Annotated in this window: 13 protein-coding genes; 6 read left to right on the top strand and 7 right to left on the bottom strand. The window is 72.2% G+C overall.

The window, feature by feature from the left end; genetic code table 11:
- Window positions 1–190: 190 nt before the first annotated feature.
- Both serC and LQK93_RS12745 read left to right on the top strand, forming a co-directional pair.
- Complete coding sequence (serC, locus tag LQK93_RS12750; RefSeq protein ID WP_374968155.1) at window positions 191–1,333, top strand: phosphoserine transaminase; 1,143 nt, start codon at window positions 191–193, stop codon at window positions 1,331–1,333.
- Between the two features lie 151 nt (window positions 1,334–1,484).
- A complete protein-coding gene (locus tag LQK93_RS12745) occupies window positions 1,485–2,846 on the top strand; it encodes a hypothetical protein (protein ID WP_374968154.1) in 1,362 nt (453 codons plus the stop codon).
- 193 nt (window positions 2,847–3,039) lie between these two features.
- Here LQK93_RS12745 and LQK93_RS12740 read toward each other — a convergent pair whose 3' ends face one another.
- The 3 genes from LQK93_RS12740 to LQK93_RS12730 form a co-directional block, all read right to left on the bottom strand.
- Window positions 3,040–4,326 carry an MFS transporter gene (locus tag LQK93_RS12740; RefSeq protein WP_374968153.1) on the bottom strand — a complete coding sequence of 429 codons (1,287 nt, stop codon included), beginning with the start codon at window positions 4,324–4,326 and terminating at the stop codon, window positions 3,040–3,042.
- Window positions 4,323–4,772: a MarR family winged helix-turn-helix transcriptional regulator gene (locus LQK93_RS12735; protein WP_374968152.1), complete on the bottom strand. Its 450-nt coding sequence runs from the start codon at window positions 4,770–4,772 to the stop codon at window positions 4,323–4,325. Before LQK93_RS12735 ends, LQK93_RS12740 begins: the two co-directional genes overlap by 4 nt.
- Before the next feature lie 163 nt (window positions 4,773–4,935).
- Window positions 4,936–6,441, bottom strand: coding sequence for an NCS2 family permease (locus LQK93_RS12730; RefSeq protein ID WP_374968151.1), 1,506 nt, complete (start codon window positions 6,439–6,441; stop codon window positions 4,936–4,938).
- Window positions 6,442–6,499: 58 nt separating this feature from the next.
- Here LQK93_RS12730 and LQK93_RS12725 point away from each other — a divergent pair, with 58 nt between their 5' ends.
- Complete coding sequence (locus tag LQK93_RS12725; RefSeq protein ID WP_374968150.1) at window positions 6,500–6,811, top strand: DUF2530 domain-containing protein; 312 nt, start codon at window positions 6,500–6,502, stop codon at window positions 6,809–6,811.
- A 21-nt stretch (window positions 6,812–6,832) separates the two neighbouring features.
- Here the strand turns inward: LQK93_RS12725 and LQK93_RS12720 are convergent, their stop codons facing one another.
- From LQK93_RS12720 to LQK93_RS12710, 3 genes are all read right to left on the bottom strand, one after another.
- On the bottom strand, window positions 6,833–7,717 hold the full coding sequence (locus tag LQK93_RS12720) for a DUF3027 domain-containing protein (protein ID WP_374968149.1): 885 nt from the start codon (window positions 7,715–7,717) through the stop codon (window positions 6,833–6,835).
- A 4-nt stretch (window positions 7,718–7,721) separates the two neighbouring features.
- On the bottom strand, window positions 7,722–8,117 hold the full coding sequence (locus LQK93_RS12715; protein WP_374968148.1) for a cold-shock protein: 396 nt from the start codon (window positions 8,115–8,117) through the stop codon (window positions 7,722–7,724).
- A 146-nt stretch (window positions 8,118–8,263) separates the two neighbouring features.
- Window positions 8,264–9,205 (bottom strand): aldose 1-epimerase family protein, encoded by a 942-nt coding sequence (locus LQK93_RS12710; RefSeq protein ID WP_374968147.1) that lies wholly within the window; start codon window positions 9,203–9,205, stop codon window positions 8,264–8,266.
- A gap of 111 nt (window positions 9,206–9,316) precedes the next feature.
- On the opposite strand from LQK93_RS12710, the gene LQK93_RS12705 reads away from it, so the two are divergent.
- Window positions 9,317–11,578, top strand: coding sequence for a helicase-associated domain-containing protein (locus LQK93_RS12705; RefSeq protein ID WP_374968146.1), 2,262 nt, complete (start codon window positions 9,317–9,319; stop codon window positions 11,576–11,578).
- A gap of 73 nt (window positions 11,579–11,651) precedes the next feature.
- Here LQK93_RS12705 and LQK93_RS12700 read toward each other — a convergent pair whose 3' ends face one another.
- On the bottom strand, window positions 11,652–12,584 hold the full coding sequence (locus LQK93_RS12700) for a hydroxymethylglutaryl-CoA lyase (protein WP_374968145.1): 933 nt from the start codon (window positions 12,582–12,584) through the stop codon (window positions 11,652–11,654).
- A gap of 103 nt (window positions 12,585–12,687) precedes the next feature.
- On the opposite strand from LQK93_RS12700, the gene LQK93_RS12695 reads away from it, so the two are divergent.
- Together LQK93_RS12695 and LQK93_RS12690 are read left to right on the top strand one after the other, a co-directional pair.
- A complete protein-coding gene (locus LQK93_RS12695; protein WP_374968144.1) occupies window positions 12,688–14,340 on the top strand; it encodes a DNA repair helicase XPB in 1,653 nt (550 codons plus the stop codon).
- Window positions 14,341–14,492: 152 nt separating this feature from the next.
- The gene (locus LQK93_RS12690) at window positions 14,493–15,215 is read left to right on the top strand and encodes a response regulator transcription factor (RefSeq protein WP_374968143.1); all 723 of its coding nucleotides are present in this window, start codon (window positions 14,493–14,495) and stop codon (window positions 15,213–15,215) included.
- The last annotated feature ends 8 nt before the right edge of the window (window positions 15,216–15,223 follow it).

Below are 15,223 nucleotides of genomic sequence, written 5' to 3'. Positions count from 1 at the left end.
CTCGGAACCGTACGCGTACGGCTCAGAGAGGGGGCACGGCCGGCGTCCACGAACCCCCTGTCGGCGTCCACCTCGCGAGCCACGGTGTCCGGAGCTGGGCCGCTGGGGTTCAATGGCGGCGGCGACAACGGCGTCGCCGACCGACACGCCCGCCACCTCCCCCAGCGTGGCCGCATCTCCAAGGTGAACTGTGACCGAAGCCCCAGCCGTGACCCCGCCCATCAGCATTCCGGCCGAGCTGTTGCCCGCCGACGGACGGTTCGGCTCCGGCCCCTCCAAGGTGCGCCCCGAGCAGCTCGAGCACCTCGTCTCGCTCGGTCGCACGGTGCTCGGCACGTCCCACCGCCAGACGCCGGTCCGAAGCCTCGTCGGGGAAGTCCGCGCCGGGCTGCGTGACCTCTTCTCCCTGCCGGAGGACTACGAGATCGTGCTCGGCAACGGCGGCTCGACCGCGTTCTGGGACATCGCCGCCTTCGGGCTCGTGCGGGAGCGCTCGCAGCACCTGGCGTTCGGTGAGTTCTCGAGCAAGTTCGCGGCCGTCACCGGCGCCGCCCCCTTCCTCGGCGACCCGACCGTCGTCAAGGCCGACCCCGGCACTCTTGCTTCCCCGCACGCCGAGACCGGTGTCGACGCCTACGCGTGGCCGCACAACGAGACCTCCACCGGGGTCATGGCGCCGGTCCAGCGCGTCGAGGGCGCCGACCCCGACGCCCTCGTGCTCATCGACGCCACCTCCGGCGCCGGCGGCCTGCCCGTCGACATCACGCAGGCCGACGTCTACTACTTCGCCCCGCAGAAGTGCTTCGCCTCCGAGGGCGGGCTCTGGCTCGCGGCCTTCTCCCCCGCCGCCCTGGCCCGTGTCGACGAGGTCGCGGCGTCGGGCCGGTGGGTCCCCGACTTCTTCAGCCTGCCGACCGCGATCGAGAACTCGCGCAAGGACCAGACCTACAACACCCCGTCGATCAGCACGCTGGCCCTGCTCGACAGCCAGCTGCAGTGGATGCTCGGGAACGGCGGGCTCGACTGGGCCGTCGCCCGCACGAAGGACTCCTCGAGCCGCCTCTACGACTGGGCCGAGCAGACCAGCTGGGCGAGCCCGTTCGTCGCCGACCCGGCCGCCCGGTCGCAGGTGGTCGGCACCGTCGACTTCGACGACGCGATCGACGCAGCTGCGGTCGCCGCCACCCTGCGCGCCAACGGGGTGGTCGACGTCGAGCCCTACCGCAAGCTGGGGCGCAACCAGCTGCGCATCGCGATGTTCCCGGCCGTCGAGCCCGAGGACGTCACGACCCTCACCAGGGCCATCGACCACGTGGTCTCCCAGCTGACCTGAGCCCCGCAGCGCCCCGGAGGGCCGGGACCCCGTGTGCGGGGTGCCGGCCCTCTCGCACGCCGCCCCGTCCACGGGCGTGACCTTCGGGGTACATCCCTCGTTGACCCGACGAGACCGCCAACGGGGGCGGCTGACGCACCGAGGAGTTCCGATGGTCCGCATCGTCCGCGCAGGCACCACCGCGCGCCGGGTCGCTGCTGCCGTGCCGGTCATCGCCCTGGCCACGGCCGGCATCACGTTCGCCGCCACGCGCAGCACCGACACCGTGCAGCCGAGGTCAGCCATCAGCGTGCCCGACCAGCCGATCACGCAGGGCAGCCCCCTCTACCCGCAGGCCGGGCCGGCGCCCGCACCGATGCAGCTGCCGCCGATCTACCAGACCTTCACGCAGGACTACGCTCGCGTCGGTGTGCCGGCCGAGGCCCGCGGGGCGGTCACCGCCATCGAGTCGCTCGCCCCGGTCCGCCTGGACGCGAACGGCATACCCTCGATCGCCCTCACCGCGTACCAGCGCGCCGCCGGCGTGCTCGACGGCATCAAGCCCGGCTGCGGCATCGACTGGGCGCTCCTGGGCGCCATCGGCCGGGTCGAGAGCAACCACGCCCGCTTCGGCGGCAACGTGCTCGACGCCGCCGGCATCGCCCGGCCGGGCATCATCGGCATCCCGCTCAACGGCTCGAACGGAACGGCTCGCATCTCCGACACCGACGGTGGGTCCCTCGACCGTGACGCGGTCTTCGACCGGGCCGTGGGCCCCATGCAGTTCATCCCGTCCTCGTGGCGCATGGCCGGGCGCGACGGCGACGGTGACGGGGTCGCCAACCCGCAGAGCCTGACCGATGCCGTCACCGGCGCCGGCGTGCTCCTGTGCTCGGGCGGCACCGACCTGCGCCGGCCTGGAGCGGCCTACCAGGCCGTGCTGCGCTACAACCACTCCGACGCCTACGTGCGCACCGTCCTGTCCATCGCCGACGCCTACCGACGCGGCGTCACGGTGGTCCCCATGAGTGCGCTTCCCGCCGCCCGGCCCGCACCCGGCACGGGTTCGGCCACTCCCGACGGATCGGGCTTCGCGTATGCCGGTTCGCCGGCTCCCCGATCGACGGCTTCGCCGAGCGCAGACCCCACATCACGCTCCTCGGCGAAGCCGTCTCCCGCACCCGCCAACAACAAGCCGTCGTCCAGGCCCAAGCCGGCACCCCAGCCGAAGCCGAAGCCGGCGCCGGCGCCGACGCCGACGCCGAGCAAGCGCGGCTCCGGGCTGCCGGTCCCGCTGCCGTCGGTGCCCCGCGTGCCTCTGCCGACGGTGAAGGTCCCCGTGCCCAGCGTGCCCGGCGTGCCCTCGCCGAGCCTGCCCGCGGAGATCGTGCGACTGCTGGCTCTGCCCCATCTGCCGCTGGTCTCCGGTGACCCCAAGGACCTGGTCCGCGTGCTCGACCCGCTCAAGGGGAAGGTCGTGTGCGTCCTCGTCGACAAGGTCGTGACCTGCCCTGCCGGCGGTCTGCTTCCCTGACGAGGCACCTGCGCAGACGACGAAGCGGCCACCCGCCCGGCGGGTGGCCGCTTCGTCGTCTCAGGACGTGCTCGCTGCTTCGGTGGTCTCTGGTCGACGACGCCCGCTCAGCGGTTCACGACGGCCGCGACGACGGCGATGAGGAGGAACAGCACCAGCGCAGCGACGGTGATGCGGTGCCGGAACTTGAAGCTCACTTCGTCACCTCAGGCGCCGTGGGCACGGAGGAGGCGAGCTGGATGCGCAGCCGCGGCCGCCGCTTGGTCTGGATCGTCACCGCCACATTCTGCCCACGCGTGAACCAGAGGGCTACCCCGAGCAGGCTGAGGCCCACGGCGACCGTGCCGATGGCGATCGTCCAGCGGGGCCCCCACACGTCGCCGATCCAGCCGATCACCGGCGCCCCGACGGGGGTGCCACCCATGAAGATCGCCATGTACAGCGCCATCACGCGCCCCCGCATGACGGGGTCGACGCTGACCTGGACCATGGCGTTGGCGGTGGTCAGGGCGGTCAGCGCGGACAGACCGGTCGGCACGAGGAAGAGCGCGAAGAGCACGTAGTTCGAAGCGGTGGCCAGCAGGGCCGTCGACACCGTGAAGCCGACCAGGGCGACGAGGAGCACCCGCAGACGCGGCCGGGCTCGCCGAGCCGAGAGCAGGGCGGCGGTGAGCGAGCCGACGGCCATGATCGAGCCGAGCAGTCCGTACTCCCCAGGACCCTTGTCGAACACCTTGGTGGCCATCAGCGCCATCGTGAGCTGGAAGTTCATGCCGAAGGTGCCGAGCACGAAGACGAGCACCATGACGAGGATGATGTCGGGGCGCCCCTTCACATAGCGCAGCCCCTGGCGGATCTGGCCCTTGCCCCGAGCCCGCGGCGAGGGCGTCAGCAGGCTGGCATTCATCCGCACCAGGGCCACGAGCACGAAGACGAAGGTCGCGGCGTTCGCGAAGAGCGCCGGAGCCAGGCCGAACCAGGCGATGACCAGGCCTGCCACGGCAGGGCCGATGAGGCGGCCGAGGTTGAAGGAGGCACTGTTGAGCGCCACAGCGTTGGGCAGGTGCTCCGTGTCGACCATCTCGGACACGAAGGTCTGGCGGGCCGGATTGTCGACGGCGGTCGCCACACCCTGCAGGAAGGCGAGCAGGTAGACGTGCCAGAGCTGCACCACGCCGGTCGCGGTGAGCACGGCGAGCGCCAGCGCCGTCAGCAGCAGCGCACTCTGGGTCAGGAACAGCAGGCGCCGCTTCGGGAAGCGGTCGACGAGCATGCCGGCGAAGGGCGCGAGGAGCAGGAAGGGCAGGAACTGCAGACCGGTGACGATGCCGAGCGCCGAGGACGAGTGGTCGGTCAGGACCGTGAGGACGAGCCAGTCCTGGGCGACCCGGCCCATCCAGGTGCCGACGTTGGAGACGATCGCCCCGGAGGCGTAGATGCGGTAGTTCGGGATCGAGAGCGAGTGGAAGGTGGGGCTCACTTGCTCGCCACCTTCGAGAGCACCACGGATGCGCGCTGGAGCAGCTCCCGCTCCTCGTCCGTGAGGTGCTCGAACCGGGAGAGCATCCACTCGTCGCGGTGCCGGCTGATGCGCTTCAGGGCCTTCTGGCCTGCGGGGGTCAGGGAGAGGATCACCTGCCGCCCGTCGGTCGGGTCGTCGGCGCGGGCGACGTAGCCGAGCTCGACGAGCGCGCTCGTGGTGCGCTTCATGCTCGGTGCCGACACCCGCTCGATGTCGGCCAGCTCGCTGTTGGTCCGCGGGGTGCCCTCGAGGCGGGCCAGCACCGAGAACTGGTGCGGCGGGAGCTCGCGGTCGGACTCGAAGCGGACGCGGCGCGAGATGCGCATGCACGCGAGTCGGATGTCGTTGGAGAGGGAGACGAGCTCAGCGCGGGAGAGCTGGGCGGTCGACGTCTTGGGGCGCAAGGTCAGGGTCCTCGGAAGTACTGTCTGGTGGTACTTACCTTAACTCATTACCTCGGCTAACCATTCCCGAACGTCGCCTTTCGTTACGACTCGGGCACGCACGAAGGCCCCCTCCCGGTCGGGAGGGGGCCTTGCGGCATACGTTCTCGGGAGCCGGGAACGCTCAGGTGAAGAGCGACTGCAGCGGCGCCTTGACGAAGTAGAGGACGAAGAAGGCGGCCACGATCCACAGGAGCGGGTGGACCTCGCGGGTCTTGCCGCGGACGATCTTGACGAGCACCCAGGCGATGAAGCCGGCCCCGATGCCGACGGTGATGTTGTAGGTGAACGGCATCAGGACGATCGTCAGGAACGCCGGCAGGGCGATGTCCATGTCGTCCCACTCGATGTTCTTGACCTGCGACATCATCAGGAAGCCGACGATCACCAGCGCCGGCGCCGCCGCCTCGGACGGGACGACGGCGAAGAGCGGCGCGAGGAACGTCGCGAGCAGGAAGAGCACGCCGGTCACCACCGAGGCGAGCCCGGTGCGGGCGCCCTCCTCGACGCCGGAGGCGGACTCGATGTAGGAGGTGTTGCTGCTGACGCCTCCGGCACCACCGGCGATGGCCGCGAGGGAGTCGACGACGAGGATGCGGTCCGTCTGGGGCGGGTTGCCGTCCTCGTCGAGGAGCTTGGCCTCGGTGCCGATCGCGACGACCGTGCCCATCGTGTCGAAGAAGTCGGCGAGCAGCAGCGAGAAGACGAACATGATCGACGTGACGACGCCGATCTTGCCGAACGAGCCGAGCAGGCTGAACTGGCCGAGGATGCCGAGGTCCGGCGTGTTGGTGATGCTGTCGGGCAGCCTGGGCACGGTCAGGGCCCAGGCCGACGGGTTGGTCAGGGCTCCCGACTTGTCGAACACGCGCGGGCCGATGTGGAAGATCGCCTCGAGCACCATCGCGAGCACCGTGGCCCCGATGATGCCGATGAGGATCGCGCCCTTGACCTTGCGGATCAGCAGCATCGCGATGAGGAAGACGCCGACGACGAAGACGAGGGTGGGCCAGCCGTCGAGGCTGCCGCCGATGCCCAGCTCGCTCGGGACCGTGCCCGGGCTCGTGGGCCGGCGCGCGAAGCCCGCGTCGATGACGCCGATGTAGGCGATGAACAGGCCGATGCCGACCGAGATCGCGACCTTGAGCGTGCCGGGGATCGCCTTGAACACGGCCTTGCGGAAGCCGGTCAGCACGAGGACGAGGATGATGACGCCCTCGATGACCACCAGGCCCATGAGGTCGGCGAAGGTGATCTTCTCGCTCGAGTGGGTGAGCACCATGCCGGTGATGAGGCCGTTGATGCCGAGGCCGGCGGCCAGGGCGATCGGGAAGTTGGCGACGAGCCCCATGAGGATCGACATGACGCCGGCCACGACCGCGGTGCCGACCGCGACGAGCAGCTTGCTCTGCTTGAGGTCGGTCGTGCCGCCGATCATGGTTCCCGAGCCGTCGATGACGCCCGAGAGGATGATCGGGTTGAGCACGACGATGTAGGCCATCGTGAAGAACGTGACGAGGCCGCCACGGACCTCACGGGCGACGGTCGACCCGCGCTCGGTGATCTTGAAGAAGCCGTCGAGCCCCGACTTCGTCGGCGTCGGGGTGTTGGTGCGGGTTTGCGTCGACATGCGGCACACCTTAGTGCTGGCATGTTGGGCCCGGGAAACCAGACCCTAGGCTGTCAGCGTGACCGACGAGACCCCCCCCGCCGCCGATGCCGCGGACGCCGCGGGCACGGCGCCGTCCGGCCCGGCGGGCGACCCCGCACCGGGCCAGCTGCCCGAGGACCTGCAGCCGCTGCACGTGCCGATGCTGCGGATCGTCGAGGTCGGGCTCGCCGCGTGGGTCGTCGCGCTCGTCGTCACGCTGCTCGTGCCCGCCCTGCACACGGGCGACCGCTCGTGGTGGCCGTGGACGTGCGTGGCCGGCTTCCTGCTCGGCGGGCTCGGCTGGGCCTACGTACGCCGGGGGCGCGGCAACGCTCGCGACGCCGCCTGAGCGCCCCCGGGTCTCCCGCTCTCAGTCGGTGACGGGGTCGTCCGAGCCGTGCTGCTCCTCGTCGGCCTCGCGCGCGGCCGGCTTCTCCTCCTCGGCCGACTGCTCGCCGTCGGACGGCTCCGGCGCCGGCTGCTCGGACGGCTCCGTCGCGGACGGCTCGACAGGCTCCACGTCGACGGCGAACTCGTCGACGATGGGCTCCCCCACCGGCGTCGGCTCGGGGAGCTCGATGTCGGTCTCGGAGTGCGCCCCGCAGCCGTGGTCGAGGGAGACGACGCGGCCGTCGGACGGGCTCCACTCGTTGGCGCACACCCCGAAGGTCACACGCAGGGCGCCGGCCATCGGCACGAAGTAGCCGCACGTCGTGCACTGCGCCGGGGCCTTCGCGGCGATCTCGGACCTGGGGCCGTTGTCGCCGAAGTACCACCGGGCGGCGGCGGCCAGGCGGCCCTGTGCGGAGAGGACCCGGGGGCGACCGAGGCCGAGCTCGAAGATCGCCATCTGGTCGACCTCCTCGTCCCCCGTCGCCTCGAAGCCGAACTCGAGGTTCGGGTCGTCGGCGCGGTAGGGCAGCTCGTCGCCGGCGCCGAGGTCGCCGGGAGCCAGCCGGTCGGCATAGGGCAGCCACTCGGGCGCGAGGATGGCGTCCGGACCCGGGAGCAGGTTGGTCTCGCACACCGTGGCCACCTTGGCGCGGGGCGCGCGGGCGACGCTGACGCCCCACTTCCACCCGCGGTAGCCCGGGGAGGTGCACTCGAACCAGTGCATGCCGAGGCGCTCCTCGAGCAGCTCCATGCCGAGGTGGGCACCGATGGTGCCGGGCTCGGCGACCTCCTCGAGGATGCTGCGGGCGAGGTCGGCGGCGGACAGCAGCACGGCGTCCGACTTGGGGGCGGCGACGCTCATCGGCTCACTTCTCCAGCTCGTCTGCGAGCCCGCGCAGCGCGCGGGCGACGTTGGAGGCGAGCTTGCGCTCGGGTCGGCGGCCGGCGCGGTAGCCGTTGCCGACACCGTCGAGCAGCTGCACGACGTCCTCGATGATGACGACGAGCTCCTCGGGGCTCTTGCGCTCGCGCGCCGACCTGTTGGCCGCCACGGACTGGACGGGGTCGAGGACCTTGACCGACAGCGCCTGCGCGCCCTTGCGGCCCTCGACGATGCCGAACTCGACCCGCACACCCTTCTTGAGGGTCGTGACCCCCGCAGGGAGGGCGTTCGCGTGCAGGAAGACGTCCGCGCCCGAGTCCTCGGAGATGAATCCGAAGCCCTTCTCCGCGTCGTAGAACCTGACCTTGCCAGTCGGCACAGTCCACCTCGTTCAGATCTCGGTCGGCCGTCCGACGACACGACTCGATGGCGCTCCTTGCGCTCTCGACCAGCCTAACCGTTCGCCGCAACGCGAATTCCCGCTCGACGCAAGCCGCCCCCGGGGGCGTATGCCGGGTGGCCCGGTCACGCGGGGGTGATCCCCCACGTGCCCGTCCACTCGTCGCCGGGCTCGAGCACGACGAGGTCCCGGCCCGAGTTGAAGGCGTCGGCGGGGCAGCTCATCGGCTCGACCGCGATGCCGACCTCGCCCTTGCGGTCCTCGGCGATGGCGGTGAAGACCTGCAGCCAGGGGAAGGCGGCGTCGGCCCACAGCGTCGTCGCGCGGTCGGCTGCCGAGACGGTGCAACGCCACATCCCGTCGGTGTCGCGCAGGACGTCGGTGTAGGCGGTGTCGAGCGTCGCGCCGCCGACGCGTCGTGCCTCGCGGAAGTCGCACGGTTCGCCGTCGACGGGGTGGGTGGCCGCCGGCAGCAGCCGCTCGTCGACCTCCACCCAGGTGGCGGCGGGGACCTGGAGCTCGACCTCGGGCAGCAGGGTGTCGCCGATCGCGAGGTACGGGTGGGCGCCGTAGCCGAAGGGGGCCGCGGACGGCCCGACGTTGCGGGCGGCCGCGGTGACGACGAGGCCGGAGTCCTCGAGCAGGTAGGTGGTGCGCAGGTCGAGGAAGTGGTCCCAGCCCGGCTGCGGGTGCAGGCGGTAGCCCACCGTCACGCGGTCGTCCTCGAGCTCGACGAGCTCCCACAGCGCCCAGCGCACGAGCCCGTGGCTCGCGTTGCCGCGTGGCACCTCGGTGATCGGGAGCTGGTGCTCGGTGTCGCCGAAGGTGTAGCGGCCGTCGCGCAGCCGGTTGGGCCAGGGCATCAGCTGCTGGCCGCGGCCCGACGCGCACGGCTCGTCGGCGGCATACCCCGCGACGAGGTCCGTCCCGTCCCGGGTGAAGGTGCGCAGGCCGCCCCCCACCTCGACGACGGTGGCCTCGAAGGCGCCGTGGCCGATCGTCCACTGCTCCCCGGTGGGCTGTGCCGGGCCGGGCTCGGCAGGTGCCGCAGGCGAGAGCGCGCTCATGGGGGCAACGCTAGCGGGACGGGTGGGGCGGCACGGCGCAGGCCACCGCATTCGGCGCGCGGCCGCTCGTCGCGCGCCGAGTGGCTCTCGTGCGGCAAGTAGGTTGGGAGGATGGCCACGTCCAGCCGCAGCCTCGCCGACGACATCCGCGGCAGGAGCGACGCAGAGCTCATCGACCTCGTGCTCGCGCGCCCCGACCTCGCGCGCCCCGCGCCGGCCGACCTGACGGGCCTGGCTGCCCGCGCCGGCACGAGGGCGAGCGTGCAGCGGGCCGTCGAGGCGCTCGACCGCGGCCGCCTGCAGGTGCTCGAGGCTGTGGTCGTCGCGGGCGACGGGGCCGACCGGAGGGCCCTGATGCGGCTGCTCGGCACCGACGACAGGCCGACGGTCGATGCCCTCCTGCAGGACCTCTGGCGCTCGGCGCTGCTGTGGCGCGGCGCCGACGGCGACCACGTCGTGCGCACCGTCCCGGAGGTCCTCGGCAGCTCGGTCGCCGGACTGGGGGCTCCGATGCGCGAGCTGCGCCCGTCGTCGCCCCCCGAGCAGGTCGACCCCGAGCAGATCCGCGCCGCTCTCGCCGAGGCACCCGACGAGACGCGCGCGATGCTCGAGCGCATGACGTGGGGGCCTGCGTTCGGCGTGCTGCCCGCCGGCGGCCCGGGCCGCGCGACCGCCCGCTGGCTGCTCGAGCACCACCTGCTCGTGCCCGTGTCGGTCGACCGGGTGGCGCTGCCGCGGGAGGTGGGGCTCGTGCTGCGCGACGGCCGGCTGCACCGGTCGCTCGAGCTCACCCCGCCGGAGGTCGCCACCCGTCCGGCCTCCCTCGTCGACGCCGCGGCCGGCGGTGCTGCGAGTGAGTGCCTGACCCATGTCGACGAGCTGGCCGCCGACTGGGGTGCCGCCCCACCGCGGGTCCTGCGCGCCGGTGGGCTCTCCGTGCGCGACCTCCGCGTCACGCAGCGCACGCTCGACCTCGACCCCGAGCACACCGCCTTCGTCGTGGAGCTCGCGTATGCCGCCGGCCTCGTCGCCGACGACGGCGAGGTCGAGCCGCTGTGGGCGCCCACGTCGGAGCTCGACGAGTGGAGCTCCAGCGAGGCCGGCCACCGATGGGCCCTGCTCGCGGTCGCCTGGCTCGGTTCGACCCGGGCCCCGCACCTCGTCGGCCGGCGCAGCACCGGGACCGGTCCGGCCAACGCGCTCGGCCCGGACGTGCAGTGGCCCGCGATCCGTGCGATCCGGCGCGAGGTGCTGGGCGAGCTGGCCCTGCTCGCGCCCGGCACGGCCGCCGACCACGCCTCACTGCGCGAGCGCCTCGCCTGGCGCCGACCCAACCGATCGGCCACGGTCCTCGACGAGGCGGTCGAGGCGGTGCTGCGCGAGGCCGAGTGGCTGGGCCTGACCGGGCGCGGCGCGCTGTCCGAGGCGGGCCGAGCCCTGCTCGCGTCGCCCGCCGCGGTCGACGAGGTGGCCGCCGCGATGTCGCCCCACCTGCCCTCGCCGGTGGACCACATCCTCGTCCAGGCCGACCTCACGGCCGTCGCTCCGGGGCCGCTCGTGGGCGGCCTCGGCTCCTTCATGCGCCTGGCCGCCGAGGTGGAGTCCCGCGGCGGGGCCACCGTCTACCGCTTCACGCCCGAGTCGGTGCGGCGCGCCCTCGACGCCGGCTGGACCGCGGCTGACTTCGTCGACACGGTGCGCCGCTCCAGCCGGACCCCGCTGCCGCAGCCGCTCGAGTACCTCGTGTCCGACGTCGCACGCAGGCACGGGCAGACCCGCATCGGCGGCGCGGCGGCATACATCCGTTCGGACGACGAGGCGGTGCTCGACACGATGCTCGCCTCGCGTGACCTCGCCCCACTGCGGCTGCGCCGGCTGGCGCCCACGGTGCTCGTGTCGTCAGCCGACCCCCGCGTGCTCGTGGAGCTGTTGCGCGACAACGGCTTCGCCCCCGTCCACGAGAGCCAGGACGGCACCGTCGTCCACGCCGAGACGCCTCGCCGGCGGGCGGGGTCGCGGCGCCGCGGTCCGGCCCCGCTGGTCACCCCCGTCGACCGGGACCACACCCAGTCGCTCGTCGACGGGCTGCGCGCTGCCGAGGCCACCGCGGACCAGCGGCGCGCCGAGGACGAGGCCCGTCCGGGACCCCGCATTCAGGCCATGGACCCGGTCGTGACGCTCTCGCTGCTGCGCGACGCGGTCGCCGAGCGGCACGGGGTGTGGATCGGCTACTCCGACGGCCACGGCTCCACGAGCCGGCACCTCATCCACCCGCAGCGGGTCGAGGGCGGGCGGGTCCGCGCCACCGACGAGGCCGGCCACGAGAAGTCGTTCTCGGTGCACCGCATCACCGGCGCCACCCTCGAGAGCTGAGCCCCAACCGGTCCGGTCCACGGCGCACGTCGGCAGCCTGCCTGCTCGGCCCAGTGCGAAGCGCTCAGCCGGCTCAGGACCCTGCCAGCGCCTTGACCACGCGCGAGGGTGACGGGCGGCCGAGCTGCCCGGCCATCCAGAACGAGGTCTCGACGAGCTTCTCGAGGTCGACCCCGGTCTCGACACCGGCGCCGTGCAGGGCCCAGACGAGATCCTCTGTGGCGAGGTTGCCGGTGGCCGACTTGGCATAGGGACAGCCCCCGAGCCCGCCGGCCGACGCGTCGACCACCGAGACGCCGTCGCGCAGCGCCGCCATCGTGTTGGCGAGCGCCTGGCCGTAGGTGTCGTGGAAGTGCACCGCGATGCTGTCGGTGCCGATGCCCCGGGCCGCGAGCGCCTCGAGCAGTCGGTGGACGTGACCGGTCGTGCCGACGCCGATGGTGTCGCCGAGGCTCAGCTCGTGGCAGCCGAGGTCCATGAGCCGCTCGGCGGTGTCGACGACCTGCTCGACCGGCACGGGGCCCTCCCAGGGGTCGCCGAAGCACATCGAGACGTACGCCCGCACCCACATGCCGCCCTCGAGCGCGCGCTTCACGACCGGCTCGAACATCGCGTACTGCTCGGACACCGACCGGTTGAGGTTCTTCTGCGCGAAGGTCTCGGTGGCCGACCCGAAGATCGCGATGGCCGTCAGGCCCAGCTCCTCCGCGCGGTCCAGGCCCCGTTCGTTGGGCACGAGCGCGGGGCGCCGACGCCCGCGGCCGTCGGCACCGAGGGCCCCGAGCACCTCCTCGGCGTCGCCCATCTGCGGCACCCACCGCGCGGGCACGAACGACGTGGTCTCGATGGTGCCGAGGCCCGCGGCCTCGAGCCGCCGGATGAACTCCGCCTTGGTCGCGGCCGGCACCACCGTCTTCTCGTTCTGGAGCCCGTCACGCGGCCCGACCTCGTAGATCGTCACCTTCGCGGGCAGCCCCGTCGCCGCCTCGACCTGTGGGGATCGCATGCGCCCATACTGTCATCACGCCCAGGACCGCCCGGGTCGATGTGTCCGGCGGTCACGGGTGACCACGGAATACATCGAACGGGCGGGAGGGTTGGACGAGGCGATGAATGACGGACCCCTGATCGTCCAGAGCGACAAGACCCTCCTCCTCGAGGTCGACCACCCGAACGCCGAGGCGGCGAGGCGAGCCATCGCGCCCTTCGCCGAGCTCGAGCGCGCCCCCGAGCACGTGCACACCTACCGCATCACCCCCCTCGGCCTGTGGAACGCCCGCGCGGCCGGGCACGACGCCGAGCAGGTCGTCGACGCCCTCATGACGCACAGCAGGTATGCCGTCCCGAACGCCCTGCTCGTCGATGTGGCCGACACCATGGACCGCTACGGCCGCCTGACCCTCGAGAAGGAGGGCCTCGCCGACTCCCCCGAGGGCACCCGGCTCGTGCTGCGCACGACGGACCGGCCCGTGCTCGAGGAGGTGCTGCGGCACAGGAAGATCAAGCCGCTCACGGGCGAGCGCATCGACGACCTGGCCGTGGTGGTGCACCCGAGCGAGCGCGGCACCCTCAAGCAGGAGCTGCTCAAGGTCGGCTGGCCCGCCGAGGACCTCGCCGGCTACGTCGACGGCGAGGCCCACCCCATCGACCTGGCCCAGGACGGCTGGCACCTGCGCCCGTACCAGCAGCAGGCGGTCGACGGCTTCTGGCACGGCGGCTCGGGCGTCGTCGTGCTCCCCTGCGGCGCGGGCAAGACCCTCGTCGGCGCAGGCGCCATGGCCGCCGCCAAGGCGACGACCCTCATCCTCGTCACCAACACCGTCAGCGCCCGGCAGTGGAAGGACGAGCTGCTCAGGCGCACGACCCTGACCGAGGACGAGATCGGCGAGTACTCCGGTGCCCGCAAGGAGATCCGGCCCGTCACCATCGCGACCTACCAGGTGCTGACGACGAAGCGCAAGGGCGCCTACGCGCACCTCGACCTGCTCGACGCCCGCGACTGGGGCCTCGTCGTCTACGACGAGGTGCACCTGCTGCCCGCGCCGATCTTCCGCATGACGGCCGACCTGCAGGCGCGCCGCCGCCTCGGCCTCACCGCGACCCTCGTGCGCGAGGACGGCCGCGAGGCCGACGTCTTCAGCCTCATCGGCCCCAAGCGCTTCGACGCGCCGTGGAAGGACATCGAGGCCCAGGGCTACATCGCTCCCGCCGACTGCGTGGAGGTGCGGGTCAGCCTCCCCGACGGCCAGCGGATGGCGTATGCCGTCAGCGAGCCGGAGGACCGCTACCGCCTCGCGTCGTGCTCGGACTCGAAGCTCCCGGTGGTCGAGAAGCTGGCGCAGCAGCACGCCGGAGAGCCGACGCTCGTCATCGGGCAGTACCTCGACCAGCTCCACGAGGTGGCCGAGCGGCTCGGCGCCGAGGTCATCACCGGCGAGACGACCGTCAAGGAGCGCCAGCGCCTCTACGACGCGTTCCGCACCGGCGAGATCACGACCCTCGTGGTCAGCAAGGTCGCCAACTTCTCCATCGACCTGCCCGAGGCCAGCGTCGCGATCCAGGTCAGCGGCACGTTCGGGTCGCGCCAGGAGGAGGCCCAGCGCCTCGGCCGGGTGCTCCGTCCCAAGGGCGACGGGCGCACCGCGCACTTCTACACCGTCGTCAGCCGCGACACGGTCGACGCCGACTTCGCCGCCCACCGCCAGCGCTTTCTCGCCGAGCAGGGCTACGCGTACCGGATCGTCGACGCCGACGACCTCTGAGCCGGCACGCCCAGCCCGCGTGCGGCTGGGCCCAAGTCGACGGCATACCCCGGCGGTGACTCCACCGTCGGGGTGCCGGCATGCACCGGGCGCGGAGGAAGGATCCGATCCGCTCCCAGCCAACTCCCAGCAAACACGCCGACACTGATGTCGTGGACACCCAGACAGCACCGACCTCCGAGGCTCGGCTCCTCGTGGTCGAGGACGAGCCGAACATCCGCGAGCTGCTCGCGACGTCACTGCGCTTCGCCGGCTTCGAGGTCGAGACGGCTGCGGACGGCACGACGGCCCTCGCCCTCGCCGAGGAGTCCGACCCCGACCTCGTCGTGCTCGACGTCATGCTCCCCGACGTCGACGGCTTCGAGGTGACCCGCCGGCTGCGCGACCGCGGCCGCCAGCAACCGATCGTCTTCGTCACGGCGCGCGACGCGACCGGCGACAAGATCCAGGGACTCACGGTCGGCGGCGACGACTACGTCACCAAGCCGTTCAGCCTCGAGGAGGTCATCGCCCGCATCCGGGCGGTGCTGCGCCGCACGCGCGGACAGGTGGACGACGGCGCGACGCTGCGCTTCCACGACCTCGAGCTCAACGAGGACTCCCACGAGGTCCGCCGCGGCGGACGGGTCATCGACCTGTCCCCCACCGAGTTCAAGCTGCTGCGCTACCTGCTGCTCAACCCCAACCGGGTCCTGTCCAAGCTGCAGATCCTCGACCACGTGTGGGACTACGACTTCCGGGGCGAGTCCGGCATCGTCGAGTCCTACATCTCCTACCTGCGGCGCAAGATCGACGCCGACGGGCCCTCTCTCATCCACACCAAGCGCGGCGTGGGTTACGTTCTGCGAGTGCCCCCCGAGCTGACCACGACCTGACCGGATGG

This window comes from Terrabacter sp. BE26 (assembly GCF_041941675.1).
Taxonomy (GTDB): Bacteria; Actinomycetota; Actinomycetes; order Actinomycetales; family Dermatophilaceae; genus Terrabacter.
Note: the sequence above shows the minus strand (reverse complement) of the source record. Positions and strands in the feature narration are given on the sequence as shown.